Genomic DNA, 25,431 nt, shown 5'->3' with positions numbered 1-25,431 from the left:
TTTATGCTGTTACTTTTTTTTTCATTTTATCTAGTAACAAACATATCACTCTGGTCCACCAAATACACAAAAAAGCTTTCAATCGAGTCCGGAAATTCGGAGAATATTTACACGTTTCATTGATTTTACCACTGCTGTTTCACGCTTTGCATGAGAATGAAAAACCAGCATTCGCTTGAGGCGTGATTCCACTCAATTAAAGCAGTTGCGGTCAAATATCAAAATTGACTCGCAAAATAATGTTTGGTTGCATAGTTAAAGGATTCTATTAGAAAGTCCCTTGCCGCTTTGCTGATGTCCGCTTCCGGATGGATGATGTCAAACCCGTGGTAAGCGCCTTTGTAAATCCTAAAATCTACTGAAATGCCTGCAGCTCTCAAACGCTCCACGTACTGAATCGTTTCATCCCGGAACGGTTCTATGTCTCCGACGAATGTGACAGCTGGCGGCAACCCTCGATAATCCGCTGCACGTCCAGCTGCTGCATAGATCGGCACCTGCTTTCCAAACAATTCCCCGAGATATAGTTTCCAACCCCACCGGTTCGTATCCGAGTTCCAGACATAGGCGTTATTGTCTCTCGCAGACTCTGTCAACATCCGGTCGTCGATCATCGGATAAAGCGGCATTTGAAAAGCCAGGTTCACGTCACCTCTGTCCCGCGCAAGCAGCGCCAGCGCGGCCGTCAAGCCACCACCGGCACTTTCGCCGCCCACCATCAGCTGATCGCTGCGGATCCCCAGCTCCCGTGCATGATGCTTCATCCATAACAGCACTTTGTAGCAATCATCTATCGCTGCCGGATAAGGCGCGTCGATCGATAGGCGGTAATCCGGTGCGACAATGACACAATCGCTCGTGTCGATCAGGCGTTTGTACATATCCCCGCTCATTTCCGGAACACCCTGCGCATAGCCGCCGCCGTGACTCCATAGCACGCCCGGCACATCTTTCACGGGGGCGAGCGGTTTGTAAATACGTACGCGAATCGAAGAACCATCCCCACGGCTTACCCACTCTTCGCTGCAGCCCAAGCCTTCCACGTCTTTCCCCTTAAACCGCTTCTCCATCTGTTCTTTAGAGTTGTGCATCGACTCGATAAACTTTTCTTCCGTCGATTTCGTCACCAGCCTGTTCAGCAGCATTCCTCTGAACCTTAATTGCTTATTGACCATTTTGCGCGTTACTTTCAATCCCGAATCCCCCTTTAAACCCTAGCCAAATTAAAATTCAGTTGCCAATTCTCAATGCTCCATCTTTGTTCTGCAGCACAGCCAGAATACTCAATGCGGCAAGAAGGCTCGTTTTCGGATTGCTCGGCATCGGATTGTTTTCGACTTGCAGATGCAGCTTCCCGAAATCCCCTTCAGCTTCGATCGTATGTGTATTCCGTTCAATATCCGGATCGACAATGATGCGCACCTTCGTTTTCTCGATGCCGATTCCTGCCAGTGCGAGCGTCATCGCCACGTTGACGTTTTTCGGGAATTGTTCGACGGCCTCATATGCAGAACCTTCGAATATCACCCTCTCGCTGCCCGCTTCCATTCCGAGCGATGCCGGTGACTTTCTTGTCGTCAGCTGGACCCGCTGCAACCCACCCGCTGCTTTCGCTGATTGCAGGACGTCGAGTCCACCAATCGCACCGGACGGCAGGAAGATCTGCGTGCCTGCCGATTCTGCCAGGGTTTTGACTTCGTTCAGGAAAGCGGCTTCTTTAAATACGCCGATACTGCTGACAATAAGATCTTTCTTATGCGTGGCGACCTCTTTCAGGTAAAGGGCCGCCGCTTCCACAGTAGCTGCCTCCACGACGATATCTAGCGGCAATTTCAAAAACGCTTGAAGATCTGTGTAAAAATCAGTTTCAAACTGTTCACTCAACCCATGGCCCGCTTGTTGGTTACGGCCAAAAATTGCGGTGATTCGTCCGTTAGCCATCTTATTGGAGTTCACTTGTTCCAATAAATACGTAGCGATATTTCCAGTTCCGATAATTCCGATGTTCATGGTGGGTCCTCCTTCAGTAAATCGGCGAAAGCTTTTCTCTGTTCCGCAGAATGACGCATACATACTTATACCCTTAAATATGCAACTGCCATCTTAAATAAAATCAGTGAGGATGGGGTTTTTTTTTCGTTTATAATTTTGCGGTCAAACCCCCATCAATCACAAATTCAGAACCTGTGGCGTAGTTGGATTCATCCGAAGCCAAATAGACAACCAGATTGCTCACTTCCACTGGCTGGGCTGTCCGCTGCAAAGGAATTTTCTTAGCTAGCTGACTGACCCGGCTCTTCCTGATCATTGGAGTTTCGATAATTCCCGGATGAACGGAATTTACACGGATCCCCTCTTTTCCGAATTCGATTGCCGCACTTTTCGTCATGCCTGTTACAGCGAATTTTGAAGCATCGTAAGCTATGGAGTCACTGTTCCCTCTCAACCCGCTAATGGAAGAAATGTTAATGATGGATCCATGCTCTGCTTTTCTCATTGATGGAAGCACGTACTTCATCCCCAGAAATACCGAGACTTGATTGATATCAATAACTCTTCGGTATTGTGCCTCTGTCATTTGGTCGATCGATTTGAGCAAAGCAATCCCCGCATTATTTACCAGCACGCTGACGGGTCCAAATGATGATTCCGTCTCAGCCACGACCTTTTCCCATTCCGCCGCCTTCGTGACGTCATGCTCCAAGAACTTGATGTTGCCTCCGAGATCCTCTGCGACCGCTCTGCCTTCCTTTTCCAAAATGTCCGTAATTACGACATTTGCCCCTTCCTCTAAAAACCTTTTGGCATATGATGCCCCCATTCCTCCAGCGCCTCCTGTGATAATGGCAACTTTGCCGTCCAATCTGCCCATCATCAATCGCCTCCTTTTTTTGACAATGAATAATTGTGTATTAGCCCGCCATTATTTACTTCATATGATTAAAAAACTGTAGGAATATTGCTGCAGCTGCTCCTTCGCACCATAGCCCCTTTGTAACTCAGCGTTTGCAACGTCTCGAACGTTCGCCCCTTCCCAAATCAACTCCTTCCTTTTTAATCATTAATTAAAGAGATTTTTCAGTCCTTTTTAAAATTCAACGTCATAATATTATGTAATCAAAATATTGTCAATACACCAAATTATCAGCAGCCATTAAATATGGTTGGCTTATAGAAATTCTGCCATTTTAAATAATAAGATCTTCACCATACTGAATCATGGGGCATGGAAATATAATTTACACTTTTTCTGCCTTTTGGTGAATGATTAATTGCACGCGAATATTGCATTCTCCATGAATTTATACCCTTTGGTGAATTCTCTCCAAATTTACTCTACTAAAATAGCAATAAAAGGATTATATTTAATAGTTATATATGTTGAATCAATGATCTTCACTTGCTGATTTGTGGAATATCTTTGATGAATACATCAGGAAAACCAGACTTGCTATCTCTTAGCGCCGGCGCGTCCAAGGGCGAAGCGATTGGTGAAATTTGATTTCTTTCGTTCAACATATATAGAGCGAAAAATGCCATCATGCTACTACAGAAAAGAGGAATACAATGAGTGCTGCAGCTACAAAACGAAAAGCAAGTAAAGTGAAATTGATTTTACGGGCGCTGCCCATTATCATCGGTGCGTTTATCACCGCATACGGCTTGGAAGCCGTCTTGATCCCAAACAATGTATCGGACGGCGGCATCACCGGCATCAGCATTGTCGGCTCCCAATTGTTCGGCTTGCCGCTTGGCTTGCTGATCGCCGTTTTGAACATCCCTTTTGTTTATTTAGGCTATAAACAAATCGGCAAAAGCTTCGCCATCTACTCCACCATCGGCATTGCTTCCCTTGCCTATGCGACAACTCTCATGCACCACATTCCGCCCATCATTGAGGGCGACACGCTATTGGTCACCGTCATCGGCGGGATCATCATCGGCTTTGGCATGGGCCTCGCCTTGCGGAACGGCGGTGCGCTTGACGGCATCGACATGCTGGCTGTACTGCTGTCACGCAAATTGCCATTCGGGACGAGTGACATGATCCTATTCCTGAATGTATTTGTCTTTATCATCGTTTCCTTTGTCTTCGGTTTGCAAGGCGCGTTCCTATCCGGAATCGCTTATTTTATCGCATCCAAAGTGATCCACCTGGTGGAAGAAGGATTCAGCGGCTCCAAAACGTATAAAATCATTTCGCGTGAACCGGAGCTGCTCGTCCAGACCATCTACGACCGTCTGGGGCGCAACGCCACCTACAATATCGTCAACGGCGCCTATACGAACGAGCAATACAAAGAAATCACCTGCATCATCAATCGGCTCGAAGACAGCAAAATGAAAGAAATCATCTTCGAAATTGATAAAAACGCATTCGTTGCCGTATACGACGTCGCCGAAGTCAGAGGCGGCAGTTTCAAAAAACGGGATATCCATTGATGAGTCAGAAACAAAAAAAAGCGCCAGCTTCTCTTTTTTAAAAAGAGAGCGGCGCTTTTTGCATCCACTGAAAGAACCGGCTGCTTTTATTTGATGAGCGTTCTTAAGCCGTCTGTCTTGGGAAAAGAGCATTGCCATTTTTTATGAATCTCCACACAACAGCAATCAGATAGATGCCGATGCCTGCCAACAAAACGCCTTGAATGGCAGTAGACATGGCAGGATTGAGCTGTCCGCCGGCATAGGTACTATAGATTCCATAGAAAGCCCAAGCGATGGGAATCGGAAAGGCAGCATTTTTGAAACGGGACAAGTAAAAGAGCACGAAAGCTATGGCGAGCCCCAATACGACCAATGTCCAGATTGAATCGGAAAGCCCGAATCCGTTCCATTCCAATTGCACTAAAAACAACGAGATGTTGACGATTGTCGCAATGAACACCCATGAACTGTAGAAGGTAAAACTGAGACCAGCAAGCGTAGATGGAAACTCAAAGCGATTCTTGTAGATTCTTTCCACAATGATGAGCAAGGAAAACAGCATCCCCAAAATCAGCAGTGTGGATATTCCTAATTGCTCATAAGAAAAAGCAACGATCCACCCCATATTGAGCAGGGAGCTCGCGATAAACAACGGTGAAATTAACAGCACCAGCTTGCTGATACGCTTATCTTTTCTTTTTACAAACAGATAAATCAGCGTAATCAGCAGCAAACTATAAATGACTCCCCAAATCGAAAACGTAAAAGGTGCCGGCGATATGAGCGTCATGTATTTGTCTGAGATGTCTTTCTGACCCATCCCATTAAAAAATCCGGAAGATCCGAGATAATTTACGCCGAGCGTTAAAAAATAGAAAACCAGATTTAATAAGGTGAAGACTTTTGTTTTTTTCAATGTACTTTCATCCATAATGAACGCATCCTCTCGGTAGTTAGTACTTTTAACATCATTCCATAACTCTCTTTCAATATGTCTTCCCGAATTGGTCCCACGACGAAACAGTTTCCTGCAAAATCTTGTTTGAAAATGAAAGAGGCTTAAACATTTCAGCTAAGAACTATATTTCTTCCCTTATCAAATGAGCTGTAAATATTTTTTAAAACCTTAAGTCATGCTATTATAAAATCAAAATATTACTAAAAAAAATTCCATTCAGTAGTAAAAGCTGATTTTGTTGCAGAAGATGATTTGTTCCACTCTCGGGAATGCAATCACCCTAAAACGAAAGGCGGCGCTGGGGATGTCTGAGGAACGGAAGTCACCGAACATGTTCGGCTGGATGCTGGGCGCATGGATCGTGTCCATTTTCATCCTGCTGCAGGTCACGCAAAACGAGCTCATTATCGGTGTTGCCATGCTGTTGGTTTTCTACGTCGTCTTGCCGGTGCCGTTTGTCCGCTACCATTTCAAGAAGCGCGGCGTGAAGCTGAGTCAAGTCTTCTTCTTTCGCGGCACCCTGCGCTGGCTGCTGCCAATCCTCGGACTCACCGTGCTGGTGACTTCATTTTCCGTCAGCATCTACTGGCTGCAGTTGCGGGGGCTCCTGTCCATCGCCCCCACTGCGGTCGAATTGGCACTCATGCCGCAGCCGTTTCCCGATACGTTATGGTACTTGGTGGCGACCGGCTTTATTTTAGCGGTTATTGCGCCGATTGCAGAAGAGTTCGTATTCCGCGGGCTGATCCTCAATTGGCTGGTCGCGGGATTTGGCTTCTGGAAAGGAATCGGCTTGTCGAGTTTGATCTTCGGCATTTTTCACATCAACTTTTTTGGCGCTTTCCTGTTCGCCGTGGTGGCGTCACTGCTGTATTTAAAGACCGGCAATCTGCTGGTGCCGATTTTACTGCACAGCGCCAACAACTTTGTCGCCGTTTACCAAAGTTTCGTGAATCCGTCTTTTCCGCAATGGCTGATGATATCGAGCATCAATGACCTGTATACAAAAAGTGTGCCGAACCTGATTGTGCTGGCTGGCAGTTTGACGTTGCTGCTGTTTATCATTGCGTGGCTGGCGCGGGGGTTGGAGAATAAGGTAGAAGAAACACGTGTTTTTTGAAATTGAATTTCTAAGGATGGAGTTGCTCGCTCCACTCCCAACATTTTCCCTGAGTGGTGCTCAATTATGAATACTTCCCCCGATCACTCTGAGGAACAGTTTGTCATCAAGTGCAGGCTAGTCAGCGTTTATCTCTCCAGCTATCGGGAATATAAATAAAAACTGTTATGAAGGAGCGATTCCGATGAGCAATCACCAATCATCCGAACAGGAAAAAAACATTGAAAAAATGAACGCATTTCTTGAAGACAAAAATCAGGAAACTTCCGAAAAACAAGATTTCGATCCACAGGAACAAAAAAACCAATCGTTAAAAGATAATGCGCGTACCCAGGATGAAAATAATAAGTTAACAAACAAAAACAATAACCGAACTCCCTGACTCTCCATTTTGATTGGTTTGCAAAAGGATTATTTGAATAGCGATTTCCTATTGCAAAACTTAAAAATATAAACACAAACGCCCAGCAAATCCATCCTGATTTGTTGGGCGTTTTTATTGATTTCTAAGGGATTTCTGATGGGAACACTTCCTGCATTAAGATGATCATATAGGAGCTGCTCCAAAAGGATATAGTATTCTCCTATTTCGCCCCTGTATGCGGCAAAATTTACTTGGAATTTGTTATACAGGGAAGCAATTTAAAAGCCATCTACTTAGTGCCGTCTCTCTTGCTTGGCAGAACTGAAATTGCAGAAAATAAAATGTAAAAACAGAAAAACTGATTTCTTTATTGAAGAACGGCATTGGCAATTACTAAAGAAAATCAAATCTCGCGATGCCACCTGTTTTCCTTCAACTAAATGACGTGGCTATTGAGCAATGAAACAAGCGTTCAAAAAAGTGTACTCCTGCCCTGACACTCAATACCAACATCAAAAAGCACCGCTCCGATTTTTGCCGGAGCGGTGCTTTGCCTTTTAACAAAACCTATTTTGTTGGCGATGCAGCCTTATTTGAAGGTCCAAGTAACATCAGCCAAACAACTTAACTTTTCACCAAGTCTTCAGAAGGTTTATTGATCTCAAAACTTTTCCCGACCACTACTTCGTGGCCTTCTTTCAAACGCTTCTTGTATTCAGCCGTTGCTGTGAACAGCACGTCTGTTGAAGAGTTTAAAGCCGTTTCAAAAGAATCCTGCAGCACGCCGATGATGAAGCCGACGCCGACTACTTGCATTGCTACGTCAGCCGGGATGCCGAACAAACTGCACGCCAGCGGGATCAACAACAGCGAGCCGCCTGCCACACCAGAAGCTCCGCATGCACATACTGCTGCCAGAATGCTAAGCATGATTGCTGTCGGGATATCCACTTGGATGCCAAGCGTATTGACCGCTGCAAGCGTCAAAACGGAAATCGTAATTGCGGCTCCAGCCATGTTGACTGTTGCGCCAAGCGGAATAGAGACAGAGTAAGTGCCTTTGTCCAAGCCCAGCTTTTCGCAAAGCGTCATATTGACCGGAATGTTTGCAGCCGAGCTGCGGGTAAAGAATGCCGTAATGCCGCTTTCGCGCAAACATTTGAAGACTAGCGGATACGGATTGCGGCGGATATTGATGAATACGATAAGCGGGTTGACCACTAGCGCAAAGAAAAGCATACAGCCGATCAACAGAGCCAATAGTTTGCCGTAGCCCAAGAGCGATGACAGTCCGTTTGTCGTAATCGACTCGATGACAAGACCCATAATGCCAAACGGCGCGAATTTAATGATCCAGCCGACCATCTTCGCCACAGCATCCGAAACATTTGTAATAACCGTTTTGGTCGTATCCGCGGCATTTCGCAATGCCAGGCCAAGGACGATTGCCCACGCCAAAATACCGATATAGTTTGCATTCACAAGCGCGTTGACCGGGTTGTCGACCACGTTCAACACCAAAGTTTTGAGGACTTCAATCGCATTGCCCGGAGGCGTCAAGCCTTCAGCTCCTTGCGTAAGCGCAATGCTGACCGGGAAGATGAAGCTCGCAACGACGGCGACAAGCCCTGCTAAAAATGTACCTAATAAATAAAGAAAAACGATCGATTTCATATTCGTTTGCTGTCCTTTTTTGTGCTGGGCAATCGATGCCATGACCAGGAACAACACGAGGACAGGTGCTATCGCTTTCAGTGCTCCGACAAACAAGGTGCCAAAAATCGTCAATGATGCCGCAGTTTCCGGAATCGCAACCGCCAAGACTACCCCTAAGACCAAGCCGATCAGGATTTGTTTCACAAGACTGATCCGGTTCCACATTTTCAATACGTTCATACCCATTCCCCCATGCTAGTTTATTCTATGCTGTAAGTCAGCCGCCGCTCTCCCATCCGTTGTAGATGCAGCCGCCATTTTCAATCTATTCCTATTCTAACCAAATAGATGCACGAATAGAATAAATTTTTTATAAAATCAAATACTTAATTCATTCGAACCGCTGCCACGACTAAAAAGACCCGCCTTATTGACTGGTCGTTGCCTATATTATTCCAGATGAGCGGCTCTGCATTCCCAATGCCAAAAGAAAAACAGAACTTTGCGATGGTTCTCTGCAAAGTTCTGTTTTCGGTATTCTATGGAATTGCTAACGAATCAGATTGCCTTCAGCTTGTAAACTTCTCTCTCCGACACCAGATCCGCAATGTTCGCGCGGTATTCCAGGTAGTGAAGAGATTCAATATGGCTCTGTAAAGCATCCTGGTCTTTCCATGTTTCATGAAGGACAAACGTGTCGTCTTCAATTGACTGGTGAAGAACATAGTTTATGCAACCCGCTTCTGCTTGCGAAGCTTCCTGCACTTTGTTTAATTCCACCAATAATCGATCTGCCATGTTTTCCTTGGGCTTTAGGATCGCGGTAATGATGATGGGCTCCATCATTTAGTTGCCCTTCTTGGTTTTCTTGTCGAATGCCTTTACCAATTCCTCGGCCAATTCTTCAGAAGAAAACGGATCGCGTCCAGTTAGCAATTGGTCATTGCCCCATACCACTTTTTGCTCAGCGGAATAATTAGCCACTTTGCTCATTTCGCCTTCCAGGCTGAATGGCAAAATTGCAGGAAGGCCCTCAGGTTCAACCGCTTCTGGATATCCTGTTACGTCCAAACCGGAAATGATGCTCTTGCCATCCGGACGTTTTGTCCAAAGCAACGGAGCCGGTCCGTGGCATACGGCCGAAACGATATTGCCATTGTCGTAAACAGCATTGATTATGTTATGCAATGTTTCATTTTCAGCCAAATCGTACATAGCCCCGTGGCCGCCGACGATGAATACTGCGTCATAGTTTTCTGGAACGACTTCCGAAAGAGCTGTGGTGTTATCCGCTACTCCCGATTCGTATATTTTTTTGTATTTGCCTTCAGGGTCGTAATCTTCACTGATGCTGACCTGATCAAGTGCAGGTTTCCCGCCCAGCGGTGAAGCCAGATCCACTTGATGTCCTGCTTTTTCCAATACTTCCATCGGTGCAAACAATTCTTCCGCCCACCAGCCGGTTTCGTAGTTATTTTCTGTATCCTTGTGTCCACTTGACAGCACTGCTAATACTTTCGCCATTTTTTGTTTCCTCCTCTTAATTATAAAATACCCTAATATTAGTGTTTCCCGAATCTTTTATCGTCTAAACTAACGGACAACTCCAGCAAATTGTTTTTGATACTGGGAACCGAAATCAAAAAATATACGAGCGACCATAAAATTACGCCTCTATCCCTTTTCTCATCCACTTCGCCGTCAATGTGTCCGACTCGAGCATCTCTTCCGGTGTTCCTTCAAACAACACTTCGCCACCTTTTTTGCCGCCGCTTGGACCCATTTCGATGACCCAGTCGCTCGCTGCAATAAAGTTTAAATTGTGTTCAACGAGGATAACTGAATTCCCTTTGTTCACAAGGCCTTGGAAAACATCCAATAAATGATCGTTATCTTTTGTGTGAAGCCCGAGTGAAGGTTCATCCAACAAATAAATTTGCCCTTCTTTTTTCAAGTGGCTGGCGAGTTTGAGGCGCTGCACTTCTCCTCCGCTTAACGAACTCGTCGTCTGTCCGAGTGTCAGGTACCCCAATCCTACATCCCTTAAGGTATCCACTTTTTTGACGATTTTTGGCATGTTTAAATACTGATTGGTTTCGTCGATTGTCAGTTCTAAAATTTCCACGATATTTCTTCCTTTGTAGCGGTAAGACAAGGCTTCTTCTGAATACCTCATCCCCCGGCACGCTTCACATGTGACGGTCACGGGATCCGCAAAAGCCACGTCTGGCGTCGTGACGCCTTTGCCCTCACAGACAGGACAAGCCCCTGATGAATTAAAGCTGAACAGTCCCACCGGTTGTCCGGTTTCTTTTGACAGGATCGACCGGATGTCATCCATGATCCCCATATAAGTCGCAAGCGTCGAACGGCTGGACGTTCCGATGCTGCCTTGGCCAACCGAAATGGTTTCGGGGTAGTTTTCGGTAAATGCGCCGAACATTAACGAACTTTTGCCGGAACCGGAAACGCCGCATACCGAGACCAGGACATTTTTAGGAATGTCCACACTGACATTTTTTAAGTTGTTGGCAGAAGCATTTTTGATGGAGAATCCATCTTCTGCTTTTCGCGGGTTCTTATTGATGCTCGGTTTATGGTCCAAATTGGTGATGGCTGATGCTTTTTTCAGCCCTTCCAGTCCGCCTTGATAGACCACCTCGCCGCCGCTCACGCCCGCTCCTGTCCCCATTTCAATGATTTCATCTGCTGTTTTGATGACCGCTAAATTGTGTTCAATGACGACGACGGTATTGTAATTGTCCCGTAGACTCTCCAACATATGCGTCAACATCTCGATTTCTTCCGGGTGAAGCCCTGCACTGGGTTCGTCGAAAATATACGTGATGTTATTTAAACTGCTTCCTAAATGACGGGCAATTTTCACGCGCTGCGCTTCTCCGCCGGACAAAGTTCCCATTTTTCGCGACAGACTCAAATAACCCAGCCCCAAGTCAACCAGCTGTTTTACATTCGGATACGCCTGCTGTGCAATGGATTTTCCGACAGGGTCCTTTATTTTCGCCAGTTCATCCAGCAATTCTGTCAGTTCCAAACGGTCGTAATGCACGATATTCAAGCCGTTGATTTTGCATTCCAGCACTTTCGGATTTAATCCCGAACCTTCGCAGGTAGGGCACGCTGTGTGTGTCGTCATTGCCAGCACGTCTTCCTGCGACGTTATTTTCAGTTTCGTGAGGTCCCGGTTAATGTACAGGCGAATAAAACGGGGAAGGATGCCGTCCCATTCGATGTCCCGATTGCCTACTTTGTAATAATAAGTGCTGAATGCCCGCTCGCCTTCCGGGGGTCCGTAGACCAGCATATTATATTTTTCTTCCGTGAAATCTTTAATGGGGAGATCTGGATCGAACAATCCGCCGTCCACCATCCACCTGCCCTGCCAGCCAGGCGGCGCCAGCGGCTTGAATCTCACTGCGGAGTCCCTGAGTGACTTCGTATGATCGATGAGTTTGGTGATATCCGGCGCAACGATTTCTCCGTATCCGCTGCATTCCGGACAGTTTCCGAAAGAACCCTCACTCGAAAATTCAGTCGCTGAACCGATTGATGGACTGCCGATTCGTGAGAACAACAGCCGGATCAACGGATCGATGTCCGTATACGTGCCAACCGTTGAGCGTGCATTGCCTTTTACCGGTTTTTGTTCCACGACAACGACCGGGCTCAAATGCTGCATCAAGTCAGCATGCGGCCTTTCGTACCGCGGCATCTGATGCCGGACATACAGCGGGTAGTTCAAGGTCATTTGCCTTCTGCTTTCGGTCGCCAACGTATCAAATACGACGGAGCTTTTTCCTGAACCCGACAGGCCGGTAAACACATTTATTTTTTCTTTCGGGATATTCAAATCGATGTTCTTCAAGTTGTTTTCCTGAAGCCCTCTCAATATAATTTCATCTCTTTTATCTGCCATCTAAAAATTCTCCTTTTCCAAACCAATCAAGGAATTACCCTATCCGTAAATGGTTTCCCTGTTTTGGCTTGGCTCACACAAATAATTATTACGGTTGTTCCCTCGGTGCTGCAAAACTTATAGCGAATCGAAAAAAGGAAAAAGACACAGCTGCCATTGTGTGGCAGCTGTGTCTTGGATTGTCAGAATCATTTTGAACTATTTCACACAGGGACGCGATTTTCATTTTTAATGCGGACTTCATTCCAGTTTTCATCCTCATCGTAAAAACTGAAACCATTTTTCCCGTTTCCTTTTGTAACATACATTGCTGCATCCGCATTTTGCATCAGTTTGTCAGAGGTGTTTCCGTTTTCGGGATACTTGCTGATGCCGATGCTCGGCGTCACACTAACCACGTGGCCTTCAATATCCATCGGGTCCTGAAACACATCTACGATTCTTTTGGCTAAAACGGTGCACCGTTCCTGTGTAGCACTAGGCATAATGATGATGAATTCATCCCCTCCCAGGCGGAAGATCAGAGCTTCGTTCCCACCTGCCGCTTCCAACCGTTGTGCAGTTTTCATTAAGACCATATCTCCAATATGATGGCCCAAGGTGTCGTTCACCGCTTTAAATTTATCCAGGTCCAGGAGCAGCAGTGCCAGCTGCGAAGACGGATAATCAGTCAGCATGCTTTCAATCTCCTGTTTAAAACTGCCTCTGTTGCGAAGCCCTGTCAACGGATCATGGTAAGCCAATTGTTTGTATTGCGCCACCAGCTGGCGATTCTTGTGAAGAATCTGCATTTGGTGGCCGAGCAGCAACAGGAACACCAGCAGCAGTCCCGTGCTGAGGGCATTGAAATCGAATTGATAACTTTCGATGACCAATACCATCAGAACGACAATGCTCACATAAGGAAAAAGCGCAGCCTGGTCGCGCACCCGGTTTTTCACCAGCCAAGAATTTTGCCCCTCACCCTCCTTTGCATAATACGCTGTAAGCCCGATGAACAAAATGGACAGCTGCCATAACAGATCGACGTAATGGCCTGCTTGATAAGTTCCATTGAACGTCAGGTACGCATAAATGAAATCTGCGGCGACCTGGAAGGAAAATCCAGTGATGCAGAGCAACAGGATGCCTTGCTTATCGTTTTTCTGAATCAAGTAATACAAAATCGTGACAGCGAAAAGAATGGTCAGATCCGCTACCGGATAAGCGAAGGTCAGCAACATCACCAGCAGCGAATCCCCGGCAAATTCGAGCACCGGATCAATCAGGTAATGGTAGCTGATGGAAGCGACGGTAATCATAAAGACCATGATGTTAAAACCATAGGCTTGGCTGGAAAAGGCACCGCTCAGTTCACGTATTTTAACAATCAAGGCGGCCAGAAAGAAAAGGTAGGCAACCATCCACAATACATTCATAAGATTTTCCGACTCTATGGTCTGCCGGCTGATCTGATAATACAGCCACAACCAATTGGAACACAAATAGACGCTGAACCCGACGAACAGCAGCAGCCAAAAATTCTTCTGCCGGCTGCCGGCTCGGCGATACGCCTGTAACAGCCAAACGAGACTCAGCGTCCCGATCAGAATCTGAAGCACATTGGTCCCTGCGGAAATCAGCCACGGGCTTTGTTCGAAGAAATGCGTCAAGCTGTAAAATACGATGATGACCGATAATAGAAGTGATATGGGAAAAATATTATTCCTGAACATGGCCGTACCCCCTCAATGCCTGAAATTAATTAAAGCCCGCAATTTGTTCCATTGCCTGTAAACCGTAAACAGACGGAACAGCTGCAATACGCCTAATCGCCAAAGACAATGATCCGGATCCGCACCATGGGTACTTCAAACAAAAAATCCCTCTAGTTAAAAGCTTCCCACTGAGCCAGCATATCAAAATCTTAGTAAATTCATTATACCCGTTAATATGACATTAAAATAGTCCTTTTATCATAATATATACGTTATAAAGAAATACTAATTACCTACCAAAATAATGGAAGAAATGACGAAAGACTTCGGCCCATCTGATCAAATTCTATTCTGTAAAAGCAACATAATTATTGGTTTAAACTGGGTGTTTGTACTAATTTAACAAAAATCAAAAATAGTTGATTACAAACCAGAACCCCGCAGCTGGATTTTCATTTCAGCTGCGGGGTTAGCCATTCATACACTTGCTATTCCATCATAAACAATTTTCCTTTATACCTTGCCGCATCCATAGAAATCGTCTTACCATTTCCCAATAGTACGGCCTCTGTCTCCCCTTCGTAACGTTCATCAACATAGATGAATGTATATCCCTCTGCTTCAGCAGAAATGAATAACTTATCCTCTGCTACCTGCAAATCCAATAAGCCATAATCACCATTTGAATATTCATAGATTGCGATTGCCGGCATCCCATCTATAGTTAGCGCAAATACTGTCAGTTCACCATCTATCCATACATCTTGTTTTGTAATATCAATGTTGTCACTGTCCAGAGTATAATTTTCTCCGTAATGAAATTCGAGCTCCCGCCACAGTTCCCGCTGCGAAAGGAATCCCTGATTTGTCCAATTGCTTGGTTGCTGGATTTGGCCATTGTCATCGACATATAAGGTCACGCCTATACCGGGCGTTTCTTTATCGTTGACGTCAAAACTTCCGACCGTATATCCTTCTTCATACTGTTCCGGTACAACTATGAATTTCCGGTCCGGATAAGTGATTGCCAAGTACTCACTGACCTGCTCATATTTCTCTGCATGGACACTGACTTTCAAGTATGGATAATAAGCATAATACCAGACATACCCTGCAACCAATAAACAAGTTAGAACAATCGCCCATTTTTTCCGTTTTCTAAAGAGGATCCAAACTATCCCCACTACTAACAAAACTGCAAGTCCAATAAGAAAAAACGTGATGGATTCACTGGGGTTCATTTATCTCACCTCTCGTAGCTGGCTTTCACTAAATTACACTTCCCAGGGCGCGACTCGATTCCGTTGAACTTATAATCCTGAATAACACTTGAAAGCCGCAGCAAGAACAGCTGACTTTATAAAATCCAAAATTAAATCATGCCTTTCGAAAAGAATAAGTGGGAAACGAAACTAAAAAAGTCATTGAATCAGTTAAGATTTTTAAAGGATTGGCAAGCACAATACTGCATAGCACCTCTAGCCCCATTCCAAAACCTTCGGTAAACTTTATAATCTATTTATCTAAACTTGCTATATGAGATCGAATTTTCCGCTTCTCAGTGAGAAACAATTAATGGTTTAGTTCATTTACAATTCTTTGGAGCCCAGTTAGATTGCCTTTGCCCAGCGTAGCATAGTAATTGATGTGCTTCTGTGCGGCAGTTAATGCCTTTTTGTAATGGGGCTCTCCGAAATCTCTTCGAATACTTTCAAATAAAAATCGATTGGTTTCATTATTAAATGCTCGCTTGTATTCTTCCCCACTCATCATGGCTAAAAAAATCGTGATATATGCTTGAGCAGATCCTTCGTTCATACCAGAAACGCGATTGATTTCACTTTTTCCGTCATTTCTCGTCAATTGTCCCGAATAAACTTTCTTTGCTATTGGATAGGCTTCCTCACTCATTTTCATTGTAATCTTCACTTGACCTTCCCCCTTTTTGTAAACGTCTAAATTCTTTGACTAAGCTATAATAAAGCATTCATGAAATTAAACATTACTTTAGACGTGAGTAAATAGTATCACAAAGCACTGATTTGAAATACATAAATTTCCCATTTATTCTAAATAAATTTAGGTTGTTTAAGAAACAAGACACCTACTATTAAATCCACAGAATCTCCATAACCGACCATAAAATTCCTTTCCAAAACAAAACCACGGCTTTCCGCCGGCAGTTTGTTATCCAGAAGCTATATCTATTAGTCCTGAATGAATTCGGGCACAGTTGGATATTGATCTGTAAATATAAAGATATATTTGTTAAAAATAGCATAAATCCTGTTCCATAATCATCCAATTGATGGTACTATTTATTAGTTGTTATAGTAGAAAAGAAAGACGGGGTAATGAAAATGAGAAAGAAAAAATTAATGAGTTTGATGTTCGTCGGTCTGATTACAGGCCTTCTAGCAGGTTGTGGATCAGAAAATCCTAGCGCCACTGTAGATGATTTTCTAACTGCCGTCCAAAAGAATGATTTTGAAAAAGCAGGTTCTTATGTTCAGGGTGGTACTGAAAGCCTGACTACTGATCAAGAAACGGCTGAAGAGGCAGATGAAGAATTAGCAATGACCTTATTTGAAAACATCTCTAAGAACTATGACTTTGAAAAGACTGAAGAAGTATCAACTGATGATGATAAAGCAGTTATAAAAACTGAAATTACATCTCTTGATATGGGAAGCGTTATGACCAGCACAATGGCTGAAATCATGCCTTTAGCTTTTGCCAGTGCTTTTGATGAAGAAACTCAAGAATCAGAAAAAGTCTTTGAAGAAATGGCTGAAAAGACCATGGTAAAATATATGACTGCTGAGGATGCTCCTCTCGTTACACGGTCGGTAGAATTAAACTTAGAAAAAGATGATGAAGGAAACTTTAAAATTGTAGATGACGAAAACTTGGAGGAAGCTATCTTCGCTAATATCTCCCAGCTAGAAGATATGTTCAGCGGAGAAGACAGTGAGTCTTGGACAGAATCGGAAGAAACAGAAGAAGAACAACCTGAGCAAACTTCTGAAGTGTTGTCTGTTGTAGCCGAGAATAAATCGTATGATGCAAAGCCGATAAACGTTACATTGGAAGAAGTATCATTCAAAAAAGCGAGCAATGTCTCAGAGGATCAGCAGTTCGATATAAACAATATGTATACGGACGAACCAATAGGGGCAGAGTTTAATTATTTTTATATTAAATACACTGCAGAAAACACTTCTGATCAAGATGTAACTTTTAGCGGAATCAATGAGATTGTATTGTTCTCAGAAGGTAAACAAGAAAAAATTGACGTGGCATATGATTGGAAAGACTTCATTGACTATGATGAAGCCCAAGATCCAGATTATTATGGGGCTGTAAGTAAAGCTGGTGAGATTGGAGTAGTAATTAAAACTGACCCGACTAAAGTAGAAAAAGTCAGAGTTGTGATTAGCGAATCCATGTCAACTGAGACTTACGAAACACTTTCAGATGCACAGAATATTGAATTTGAAGTAACTAACTAAGCCACCTCTAAATATAGTAATTGTGTTTTTAATCAAAACTTGGATTTATAAAGTAGTAATCGAAAAATCATATAGTAAAATTATTCATAATAATATCCATAAATAGTAAAGCTGCATCTCAAAATGCGGCTTTTTTATTTTGCTCTATCTTCTTGTAAGTGTACATATTGAATTCCCTACTTTATGTAAAATTAAGAATTGGTGTACAATTAAAGCTAATCTATTATATATAGTTAGGAGTCTACCGATGGAGAAAACCTCATTTAAACTAAACGAAGCGACAATCGAAGACATTCAACAGGCTTTTCAGGAAAACAGGCTCACTTCCGTGGAGTTGGTGGAAGCCTACCTTGACCGGATCGAGACATTCGACCGGAATGGTCCGAAGATCAACTCTGTATTGACTATCAATCCGGACGCACTGAAAATTGCAGCCCGGCTCGATGAAATGCGCGGGCAGGATGGGCAAGGTCCGTTATACGGCATTCCCGTGTTGCTCAAAGACAATATCGAAACGACGGACCCGATGCCAACTACAGCCGGCGCTATCGCACTGGAGCAGAACTTCGCGCAGCAGGATTCTTTTGTCGCTTCGCAGCTTCGGAATGCAGGCGCCATCATTCTTGGCAAAGTGAACTTGAGCGAATGGGCTTATTTCATGTCGAAAGAAGGCGTGAGCGGGTACAGCTCACTCGGTGGACAAGTACGGAACCCTTATGGAGTCGGCACCTTCAAACCGGAAGATGTCGGCGGCTCGAGTTCCGGAACAGGCGCCGCCATTGCGTCGAATTTCGCCGTTGTCGGCGTCGGCACCGAAACCTCGGGATCGATTTTGAGCCCAGCGAGCGCCAATTCGATCGTTGGTATCAAGCCGACGGTCGGGCTCATCAGCCGCTCACGCATCATCCCGATTTCTGAAAGCCAGGATACCGCAGGACCAATGGCGCGCACCGTTGCAGATGCTGCGATCCTGCTCGGCGCTATGACCGGCGTCGATGAACAGGATCCGGCAACACAGGCGAGTGCCGGTCAGGCGTTAACCGATTACACGCCGCACTTGAAAACGGACGGTTTGAAAGGCGCCCGCATTGGCGTCGACCTTTCTTTCCTGAACAACGAAGAGCCGGAAGAACGTGCCATCATGATTGATGCGATCGAACAATTGAAGCTGCTCGGCGCTATAGTGGAAGAAGTGACGATTCCCCAGCAGTCATTCGAATCAGACGTCTTATGGTATGAATTCAAGCGTGGTGTCAATGAGTATCTCAGCACGTTGCCTGATGAGGTGCCGGTCAAATCACTGGCGGATGTCATCGCGTTTAATAAACAAGATCCGGAGCGCCGGATGAAATTCGGCCAGGCAGAACTGGAAAAATCGCAGTCCTTAAGCGACGATCCGGCTGACCCGACGTACGTGGAACACCGCCAAACCGATTTGCGCCATTCCACTCTGGAAGGGTTGGATCTCGTCATGAGTGAACACCAATTGGATGCGCTGTTATTCCAAAACAACCGTGGTGCTGCGATGCCGGCAAAAGCGGGCTATCCGTCCATCACCGTTCCAGCCGGCTACACGAGCAGCGGGCATCCGGTCGGCGTCACGTTCAGCGCCCAGGCTTTCAGCGAACCGCGCTTGATCGAACTGGCCTACTCCTATGAACAGGCAACTCGAAAGCGTCAGGCACCGGATTTCGAATCCTATTGATGATTAGTGTATGGCAATGAAAAACACCCTTTACTGAAAAGTCGGCATGCAGATGCCAACCGCTCAGCGGAGGGTGTTTTTCATGAGTTCTGCTTCTGTGAAAAGTGATTTCCACTTGGGGCGATTTACGGATCAGCGTACGAAAATCGAAAAGCTTTAATCTCAACTTTTCTTTACGCAATAGACTTTTCTACTCGGCAGCTCAAGACAATTCAGCTGTCCCCCGTAAGCTGCTCCTCCATCAATTCCAATAATCCGATTGTCACCAAAATAAACGCCATGATCAGTTGTCCCCCGCAGTATAAATGCCGGGGTATGTCCAAACACCACCGTTTTTTCGCCTGAATAAACCCTATGAAATTCTTCACGGATCCACATTAAAATATACGGGTCTGTTTGCTGAACCGGGATACTCGGATGGACACCCGCATGCACAAAAATGGAGTCATCCTGCTCATGGTAATAAGCCGTTTCCTTAATAAAATCGACGTGCTCCCAAAAGATATCTGCCGCCGGGAACGTCACGTCTTTTATTGAAGGATCGTAGCTTTGCAGTGTAGCGAGTCCCCCGTTTCTTGCCCAATTCTTCTTCGCACCGATTTCATCATTTACAGCGTCCAGCATCATTTGGTCATGATTGCCTCTTAATACAATAGCGCCCTGCTTTTTTAATTCGATGACCCGATCCAGAACCCCTTTTGAATCCGGGCCCCGGTCCACGTAATCCCCTAGTAAAATCAGTCCATCTTCAGCAGCGTTGTATTTCGCCTCCTGCAGCAGCTCCTCAAAAAGATGAAGTTCTCCGTGAATGTCACTGATGACCAACGTTCTTTTCATCGTGTTCACCCCTGCTTTTAGTCTTCTGAAACCACCGGGAAACCGCTCTGCACTTGCCTTTTGTTTGAGAGCTAATTTCTATTATTCCCTACTTAGAGTAAGCGACGGGTTGCAGGATGATTTCTGAAAGAATTTACTTTCTAATTAAGGGCAATTTCTCAAAAATAAAATGCAGCGCCTGGTATAGACCAGGCGCTTCTATCATAAATTAAGAATTGTTTTGACTCATTTGTCTGGAGCTGCTATTATTTCTCACACTCCTTACATTCTTCTATGCAGCAATCGACCAGTACCTATATTAAAATTCTTCATGGGTAGCCGGGTCCATATCAAACAGCCTGCCGTCTGGACGGGACAGTTCTGCTATCGCAGTCATTTCGGCATCGCTCAAGGCAAAATCGAAAATAGCCAGGTTTTCTCGCTGCCGCTGAGGAGAAATGGATCGCGGAATCGAAACGGATCCTATTTGGTATTGCCAGCGCAGGACCACTTGAGCAATCGTTTTGTGGTGGACGCCTGCTATCTTACTGATTGTTTCATTCGACATAATGTCCGCTGCTTTGGCAATCGGGCTCCATGACTCTGTTTGGATATTGAGATTCTTGTGTACGCTCCGCTGCTCTTCCTGATTAAAGAACGGATGCAATTCGACCTGATTCAGACTCGGTGTTACTCCTGTCTCCTGAATAATGCGCTCCAGGTGTTCAGGCAGGAAGTTACTGACGCCAATCGACCGGATGAGCCCCCATTTCTTCGCATCAATCAAGGCTTGCCACGCTTCCACATATACGTCTTGATTTGGCATCGGCCAGTGGATCAAATATAGATCAAAATAATCCAGCTTTGAACGGTACAATGATTCCTGAATCGCAACCATCGCTTTGTCGTAAGTATGATAACGGCCTGGCAGCTTGGAGGTAATCCACAAATCTTCACGGGAAACACCGCTGCGTTTGATGCCTTCCCCGACCGCTCCTTCGTTCTCGTAATTATATGCCGTGTCGATCAACCGATAGCCGGCATTGATCCCGCTGCTGACTGCGTTCGCCCCTGCATTGCCCCAAAGCCCGTATGTACCGAGTCCGGTAACCGGTAATTTTGTTCCGTCGTTCAACGTAACTTCTGGTATTGCTTTTTCCATCCACTTTCACTCCTCTCACTTCTACTTTAAGATTACTCTTACCTGACTGAAAACTCAAACTACTCTACATTCCAAAAAATAGCGAATAGAACAACTTCCGCTGACCGCTTCATTATTCCCCTTCACCCCGGCACAATTTATTGGCTTTGATCATAAGTGCGATAAAAAGACTGAATATTCAAAATAATAATGGTAAACTAGCTACTAGAAAGACATTCGAAAAGAGGAGGAATTCAAGTGGAACTGGCAGGAAAAGTGGCAGTTGTCACCGGAGCGGCTTCAGGAATTGGCTTGGCGACGGCACAAGCACTTACCGCAAAAGGCGCAAAAGTGGTAGTGGCCGATATTAATACAGAAGGTGGAGAAGCCGCTGCAAAAGAACTTCAAGGCACAGGAGCAGAAGCTGTATTTATTGAAGTCGATGCTTCTCTAGAAGAATCTGTAGCAAATCTGATAGCCGAGACGGTCAAAACATTTGGGCAGATCGACATCATGGTGAACAATGCCGGGATTCGCGCACTCAGTGAAACGCATTTGCTATCCTATGAAGATTACCGGAAAGTGATCGCCGTCAACCAGGACGGGGTCTTCTTCGGTTCCAAGCACGCCATCCGCGAAATGCTGAAATCCGGTGGCGGCACCATTGTCAACACAGCTTCTATCCTGGGAAGTGTCGGAGAGGCACGGGCTTTTGCGGTCAGCGCTTCTAAAGGGGCAGTGAAATTGATGACAAAATCTTTGGCGCTGCAATATGCAGACAAAAACATCCGAGTAAACGCGGTAAGTCCGGGCTATATTGAAACCGCTATGTCAAACCGCACGACATTAAGCCCCGAAGCTTATGAGCGAAGCGTCGTAAAACATCCAATCGGCCGTTTGGGACGGCCGGAAGAAGTGGCTCATGCCATCATCTTCCTGTGCGAAAATGATTTTGTCACAGGGGCCACAATCATGGTGGACGGAGGATACACAGCCCAGTAAGCAAATTTCCAAGCTTAGAACCAAAAAATCACGCAGGGGAAATGATTTTTTCCCTGCGTGATTTTTGATTACCTTTTATTGTCCAAATCCAAAATGCAAACCCATAAAATGCTTTCCATACCAGGACAAGCACCTTTAAAATTCACCTTACCTTTCCCGCCACTCATATTTGATATCAGGCAAATTTTCTTCATTCTCATATCCTCGCCCGACTTCTACAAATCCATGCTTTTCATAAAACCGTTGTGCATTCTTATTTATTTCAAACGTATACAAAAATAGACTGCCGCTCGAATGCTCTTTCGCTATATTCAATAATGCCTCTCCAATTCCTTTTCCTTGCTGGTCGTTGGCTACATAAAGCTGGTTCAGTTCATCCGATTTGAAAACGACAATGCCGACCACACGCTCCTTCTCGAGCGCCAAATAAATTTCATAGTCCTGCGGTAAAATATGATTCAAAAAGTGGACGTGGCTTTCAAAAGAATGGATTTCTTTTTGCCCGATCGCCTTCTTCTTGCTCAATCGCCACATTGCTACCGCTTCATCGGCAAAAGATGATTCATAACGACAAATTCGAATATCTGCCATTTCTTCGCCTCCATCTGTTTGGATTACTTCTTTTTTATGTATTTACATGGTAAACTTTTAGACTATTGAACCTTAAATTCTTTCAGATTTCAAAGTTTTCACATTCCGAAGGCTCTGGGTGACGACTTTTTATGGTTTTTAAAATAGTTCGAAGGGTATTGGCATAGAAAAGAGGAAAGTGACTTCTCTTAACAACAAATGAAAAAATTAGAAAGGAATTGAAGCCCACATGACTTATTTTTTATTATTAGTAGGATTCGCTCTTTTGATTAAAGGAGCTGATTTTTTTGTAGAAGGAGCTTCAAAAATAGCGCAAAGCTTGAGGGTTTCACCCCTGTTAATCGGCTTAACAATTGTAGCTTTTGGTACAAGCGCACCGGAAGCGTCCGTCAGTTTTATTGCTGCATTCGAAGGAAACAGTGATGTAGCTATCGGGAATGTAGTTGGCAGCAACATCTTTAATATCACGTTCATTTTAGGAGTTACAGCACTCGTTTTCCCTTTGATGGTTCAGAGCGAAACCATAAGAAAAGAAATTCCATTCGCCTTATTGGGCGCAGTTGCATTGCTGCTTCTGATCAGCGACATTCAACTCGGATCATCAGGCAGCAATCTGATTACAAGAACTGAAGGCCTTATTTTGCTCCTATTCTTTGTGATTTTTCTTTACTATATCTTTGAGGTGGCAAGAAAAGACCGAATGAACATAGAAGAAAATCCCGCTGATATCGCGAACATATCCAAAATGAAAAATACATTCTTAACAATCGGCGGACTTGCGGCCATCGTGTTTGGCGGTAACCTGGTCGTAGAAAACAGCATTCAGATCGCCCTCTCACTTGGAATGAGCGAGACCTTAGTCGGTTTGACGATCGTGGCTGTAGGTACTTCACTTCCTGAGCTGGTCACCTCTATAACCGCAGCGTTAAAGAAACAGGTGGAAATTGCGTTAGGAAATATCATCGGCAGCAATATCTTCAACATATTCTTCATACTGGGAACCTCAGCAGCTATCCATCCTTTAACGGTGGATTCGAAGATTTTTCAGGATGTATGGGTAATGATCGCTGTGTCCATCCTATTAATGATTCTTGCAAGAACCAAGTATAAGATTTCAAGGATTGAAGGTTCGGCTTTAGCCGTTATCTACATTATTTACGTTGTTTACATTATTTTGAGGAATTAACATGTAGAGCAGAACGAATAAATTATAGAATGGGGCTGTCCCAAAAGGGCATGAAAATGACTTTTGAGTAACAGTCCCTTTTTACATTAACTGATAAAAATACTGAAGTGCAATACTCACTTTTGACATAATATCGATCGCAATTTAAAGTTTAATCAGACAACATTATATAACATAGATAATAATTATCTAACGAGATACTGGTGAGTGAAAAAGCATTCCTCCAGTTCTTTATTATCTGAAAGGAGAAATGGATATTACTTTTGGTCCTCGTATTTTTAAAACTGGAGTAGCAGTTATAATTGCCATATATGTATGTGATTTTTTCGGATTGGACAACATTGCGTTTGCAGCTGTTGCAGCTATTTTAGCTGTACAGCCCTCGTTATACCGGACTTGGAAGCAATTGCCCGATCAATTGATTACAAATACGTTAGGCGCATCCATCTCGTTGTTTTTCATCTATTTTTTGGGCGAAAATCCGATCACCATCGGTTTAGTTATTATGATTATGATTTCATTAAGCTTGAAATTAAAAATGGATAGCACAATCCCCCTAACTCTTGTAACGGTAGCTGCGATTATGACTTCCGGTGCAGGCGAGGATTTGTATTTTGCCCTGGAAAGATTTTTAGTTATTTTGGTAGGAACGATTTCCGCTATAGTAGTTAATCTGGTTGTTTTTCCACCGAAATATAAAAAGAATTTTTCGGATAACATCCACTCAGCTTTCCAGCAAATGTCATTGTTATTAAGAACTGCAATTTCAAATGAGCTGACAGAAGGTTCCTATCAGGTTCTTTCCCGTAACTTTAAGAAAGAACTTGAAAACTTAGTGGAGCAATTCGAGTTGTTTGATGAGGAAAGAATTAAGCTCGGAAAATCACGAACAAAACAATTGAACGACAGAGAAATGATTGTTTTCAGGCAGATGCTGAAGACATTAGAGGAGGGAGATCAGCTTCTCGGAAAAATTGATGACCATTACTTTCAGAGTAAGTCTGAAAAAAGTGTCAATCAGTTATTTGATCAGTACCTGGAAGAATTAATTAAATATCATGAGTACCTATTTTTGAAATATCAGGGCAAGATTAAAGAATTTCAGCATTCAGACGCAGATATGTTAAACCGAAGAAACGAATTTTATGAATCAGTGCTTTCTCTCTCTAAGGAAGATCCGGAGAAGAACATCCGATTAATGATCGTAGCATCTGCTCTTTTTGATTATACATTTTATCTGCACCGTCTAGATCAGCTGCTGAACCAGGCACAAAAATAACATCAACAAAAAAGTAACCGCCTTCTCCCTGCCAGGATTGTA

22 protein-coding genes are annotated in these 25,431 nt (G+C 44.3%); 8 read left to right on the top strand and 14 right to left on the bottom strand.

The features are described 5' to 3' along the window. Positions 1-218: 218 nt before the first annotated feature. The 3 genes from GJB59_RS11520 to GJB59_RS11510 form a co-directional block, all read right to left on the bottom strand. Positions 219-1,193 carry an alpha/beta hydrolase gene (locus GJB59_RS11520; protein WP_236015640.1) on the bottom strand — a complete coding sequence of 325 codons (975 nt, stop codon included), beginning with the start codon at positions 1,191-1,193 and terminating at the stop codon, positions 219-221. A 37-nt stretch (positions 1,194-1,230) separates the two neighbouring features. Beyond that, entirely contained in the window at positions 1,231-2,010 is a 780-nt protein-coding gene (gene nadX / locus GJB59_RS11515; RefSeq protein ID WP_142828102.1) for an aspartate dehydrogenase, read from the bottom strand. A gap of 130 nt (positions 2,011-2,140) precedes the next feature. After that, a complete protein-coding gene (locus GJB59_RS11510; protein ID WP_142828426.1) occupies positions 2,141-2,872 on the bottom strand; it encodes a glucose 1-dehydrogenase in 732 nt (243 codons plus the stop codon). Positions 2,873-3,567: 695 nt separating this feature from the next. Here GJB59_RS11510 and GJB59_RS11505 point away from each other — a divergent pair. Next, positions 3,568-4,443 carry a YitT family protein gene (locus GJB59_RS11505; protein ID WP_142828100.1) on the top strand — a complete coding sequence of 292 codons (876 nt, stop codon included), beginning with the start codon at positions 3,568-3,570 and terminating at the stop codon, positions 4,441-4,443. 103 nt (positions 4,444-4,546) lie between these two features. Here the strand turns inward: GJB59_RS11505 and GJB59_RS11500 are convergent, their stop codons facing one another. Continuing rightward, complete coding sequence (locus GJB59_RS11500; RefSeq protein ID WP_142828099.1) at positions 4,547-5,356, bottom strand: TspO-related membrane protein; 810 nt, start codon at positions 5,354-5,356, stop codon at positions 4,547-4,549. 331 nt (positions 5,357-5,687) lie between these two features. Between GJB59_RS11500 and GJB59_RS11495 the strand changes: the two genes are divergently transcribed. Together GJB59_RS11495 and GJB59_RS11490 are read left to right on the top strand one after the other, a co-directional pair. Next, positions 5,688-6,503, top strand: coding sequence for a CPBP family intramembrane glutamic endopeptidase (locus GJB59_RS11495; RefSeq protein ID WP_185960055.1), 816 nt, complete (start codon positions 5,688-5,690; stop codon positions 6,501-6,503). Positions 6,504-6,687: 184 nt separating this feature from the next. After that, positions 6,688-6,885, top strand: a complete 198-nt coding sequence (locus tag GJB59_RS11490) for a hypothetical protein (protein WP_142828095.1) — start codon at positions 6,688-6,690, stop codon at positions 6,883-6,885. Between the two features lie 606 nt (positions 6,886-7,491). On the opposite strand, the gene sstT is transcribed toward GJB59_RS11490, so the two are convergent. From sstT to GJB59_RS11455, 7 genes are all read right to left on the bottom strand, one after another. Then, positions 7,492-8,763 (bottom strand): serine/threonine transporter SstT, encoded by a 1,272-nt coding sequence (sstT, locus tag GJB59_RS11485; RefSeq protein WP_142828094.1) that lies wholly within the window; start codon positions 8,761-8,763, stop codon positions 7,492-7,494. 318 nt (positions 8,764-9,081) lie between these two features. Beyond that, positions 9,082-9,369, bottom strand: a complete 288-nt coding sequence (locus GJB59_RS11480) for a putative quinol monooxygenase (RefSeq protein ID WP_236015638.1) — start codon at positions 9,367-9,369, stop codon at positions 9,082-9,084. Continuing rightward, complete coding sequence (locus tag GJB59_RS11475) at positions 9,370-10,047, bottom strand: type 1 glutamine amidotransferase domain-containing protein (protein ID WP_142828092.1); 678 nt, start codon at positions 10,045-10,047, stop codon at positions 9,370-9,372. A gap of 142 nt (positions 10,048-10,189) precedes the next feature. After that, positions 10,190-12,460 (bottom strand): excinuclease ABC subunit UvrA, encoded by a 2,271-nt coding sequence (locus GJB59_RS11470; protein ID WP_142828090.1) that lies wholly within the window; start codon positions 12,458-12,460, stop codon positions 10,190-10,192. Between the two features lie 203 nt (positions 12,461-12,663). Next, positions 12,664-14,175, bottom strand: coding sequence for a GGDEF domain-containing protein (locus GJB59_RS11465; RefSeq protein WP_142828088.1), 1,512 nt, complete (start codon positions 14,173-14,175; stop codon positions 12,664-12,666). A gap of 470 nt (positions 14,176-14,645) precedes the next feature. Next, positions 14,646-15,398, bottom strand: a complete 753-nt coding sequence (locus tag GJB59_RS11460) for an LPXTG cell wall anchor domain-containing protein (RefSeq protein WP_142828086.1) — start codon at positions 15,396-15,398, stop codon at positions 14,646-14,648. A 331-nt stretch (positions 15,399-15,729) separates the two neighbouring features. Continuing rightward, positions 15,730-16,086 (bottom strand): hypothetical protein, encoded by a 357-nt coding sequence (locus GJB59_RS11455; RefSeq protein WP_142828084.1) that lies wholly within the window; start codon positions 16,084-16,086, stop codon positions 15,730-15,732. Positions 16,087-16,517: 431 nt separating this feature from the next. Here GJB59_RS11455 and GJB59_RS11450 point away from each other — a divergent pair, with 431 nt between their 5' ends. Together GJB59_RS11450 and GJB59_RS11445 are read left to right on the top strand one after the other, a co-directional pair. Continuing rightward, positions 16,518-17,669 (top strand): hypothetical protein, encoded by a 1,152-nt coding sequence (locus tag GJB59_RS11450; protein ID WP_142828082.1) that lies wholly within the window; start codon positions 16,518-16,520, stop codon positions 17,667-17,669. Positions 17,670-17,916: 247 nt separating this feature from the next. Further along, on the top strand, positions 17,917-19,374 hold the full coding sequence (locus tag GJB59_RS11445) for an amidase family protein (RefSeq protein ID WP_142828080.1): 1,458 nt from the start codon (positions 17,917-17,919) through the stop codon (positions 19,372-19,374). 162 nt (positions 19,375-19,536) lie between these two features. On the opposite strand, the gene GJB59_RS11440 is transcribed toward GJB59_RS11445, so the two are convergent. Further along, positions 19,537-20,211 carry a metallophosphoesterase family protein gene (locus tag GJB59_RS11440; RefSeq protein WP_142828078.1) on the bottom strand — a complete coding sequence of 225 codons (675 nt, stop codon included), beginning with the start codon at positions 20,209-20,211 and terminating at the stop codon, positions 19,537-19,539. Positions 20,212-20,509: 298 nt separating this feature from the next. Continuing rightward, complete coding sequence (locus GJB59_RS11435) at positions 20,510-21,352, bottom strand: aldo/keto reductase (RefSeq protein WP_142828077.1); 843 nt, start codon at positions 21,350-21,352, stop codon at positions 20,510-20,512. Positions 21,353-21,589: 237 nt separating this feature from the next. Here GJB59_RS11435 and GJB59_RS11430 point away from each other — a divergent pair, with 237 nt between their 5' ends. Continuing rightward, positions 21,590-22,333: an SDR family NAD(P)-dependent oxidoreductase gene (locus GJB59_RS11430; protein ID WP_142828075.1), complete on the top strand. Its 744-nt coding sequence runs from the start codon at positions 21,590-21,592 to the stop codon at positions 22,331-22,333. 147 nt (positions 22,334-22,480) lie between these two features. Here GJB59_RS11430 and GJB59_RS11425 read toward each other — a convergent pair whose 3' ends face one another. Continuing rightward, positions 22,481-22,924, bottom strand: coding sequence for a GNAT family N-acetyltransferase (locus tag GJB59_RS11425; protein ID WP_142828073.1), 444 nt, complete (start codon positions 22,922-22,924; stop codon positions 22,481-22,483). Positions 22,925-23,153: 229 nt separating this feature from the next. Between GJB59_RS11425 and GJB59_RS11420 the strand changes: the two genes are divergently transcribed. Both GJB59_RS11420 and GJB59_RS11415 read left to right on the top strand, forming a co-directional pair. Next, entirely contained in the window at positions 23,154-24,110 is a 957-nt protein-coding gene (locus tag GJB59_RS11420) for a calcium/sodium antiporter (protein WP_142828071.1), read from the top strand. A gap of 250 nt (positions 24,111-24,360) precedes the next feature. Continuing rightward, a complete protein-coding gene (locus tag GJB59_RS11415; RefSeq protein WP_142828068.1) occupies positions 24,361-25,389 on the top strand; it encodes an FUSC family protein in 1,029 nt (342 codons plus the stop codon). The last annotated feature ends 42 nt before the right edge of the window (positions 25,390-25,431 follow it).

It is taken from the genome of Planococcus soli (assembly GCF_016881065.1).
Lineage (GTDB): Bacteria > Bacillota > Bacilli > Bacillales_A > Planococcaceae > Planococcus > Planococcus soli.
Note: the sequence above shows the minus strand (reverse complement) of the source record. Positions and strands in the feature narration are given on the sequence as shown.

Bases quoted from the DNA above. Each gene is read 5' to 3' on its own strand.
- nadX (WP_142828102.1), bottom strand. From the start codon at position 2,010: ATGAACATCGGAATTATCGGAACTGGAAATATCGCTACGTATTTATTG.
- GJB59_RS11510 (WP_142828426.1), bottom strand. From the start codon at position 2,872: ATGGGCAGATTGGACGGCAAAGTTGCCATTATCACAGGAGGCGCTGGA.
- GJB59_RS11505 (WP_142828100.1), top strand. From the start codon at position 3,568: ATGAGTGCTGCAGCTACAAAACGAAAAGCAAGTAAAGTGAAATTGATT.
- GJB59_RS11500 (WP_142828099.1), bottom strand. From the start codon at position 5,356: ATGGATGAAAGTACATTGAAAAAAACAAAAGTCTTCACCTTATTAAAT.
- GJB59_RS11495 (WP_185960055.1), top strand. From the start codon at position 5,688: ATGTCTGAGGAACGGAAGTCACCGAACATGTTCGGCTGGATGCTGGGC.
- GJB59_RS11490 (WP_142828095.1), top strand. From the start codon at position 6,688: ATGAGCAATCACCAATCATCCGAACAGGAAAAAAACATTGAAAAAATG.
- sstT (WP_142828094.1), bottom strand. From the start codon at position 8,763: ATGAACGTATTGAAAATGTGGAACCGGATCAGTCTTGTGAAACAAATC.
- GJB59_RS11480 (WP_236015638.1), bottom strand. From the start codon at position 9,369: ATGATGGAGCCCATCATCATTACCGCGATCCTAAAGCCCAAGGAAAAC.
- GJB59_RS11475 (WP_142828092.1), bottom strand. From the start codon at position 10,047: ATGGCGAAAGTATTAGCAGTGCTGTCAAGTGGACACAAGGATACAGAA.
- GJB59_RS11470 (WP_142828090.1), bottom strand. From the start codon at position 12,460: ATGGCAGATAAAAGAGATGAAATTATATTGAGAGGGCTTCAGGAAAAC.
- GJB59_RS11465 (WP_142828088.1), bottom strand. From the start codon at position 14,175: ATGTTCAGGAATAATATTTTTCCCATATCACTTCTATTATCGGTCATC.
- GJB59_RS11460 (WP_142828086.1), bottom strand. From the start codon at position 15,398: ATGAACCCCAGTGAATCCATCACGTTTTTTCTTATTGGACTTGCAGTT.
- GJB59_RS11450 (WP_142828082.1), top strand. From the start codon at position 16,518: ATGAGAAAGAAAAAATTAATGAGTTTGATGTTCGTCGGTCTGATTACA.
- GJB59_RS11445 (WP_142828080.1), top strand. From the start codon at position 17,917: ATGGAGAAAACCTCATTTAAACTAAACGAAGCGACAATCGAAGACATT.
- GJB59_RS11440 (WP_142828078.1), bottom strand. From the start codon at position 20,211: ATGAAAAGAACGTTGGTCATCAGTGACATTCACGGAGAACTTCATCTT.
- GJB59_RS11435 (WP_142828077.1), bottom strand. From the start codon at position 21,352: ATGGAAAAAGCAATACCAGAAGTTACGTTGAACGACGGAACAAAATTA.
- GJB59_RS11425 (WP_142828073.1), bottom strand. From the start codon at position 22,924: ATGGCAGATATTCGAATTTGTCGTTATGAATCATCTTTTGCCGATGAA.
- GJB59_RS11420 (WP_142828071.1), top strand. From the start codon at position 23,154: ATGACTTATTTTTTATTATTAGTAGGATTCGCTCTTTTGATTAAAGGA.
- GJB59_RS11415 (WP_142828068.1), top strand. From the start codon at position 24,361: ATGGATATTACTTTTGGTCCTCGTATTTTTAAAACTGGAGTAGCAGTT.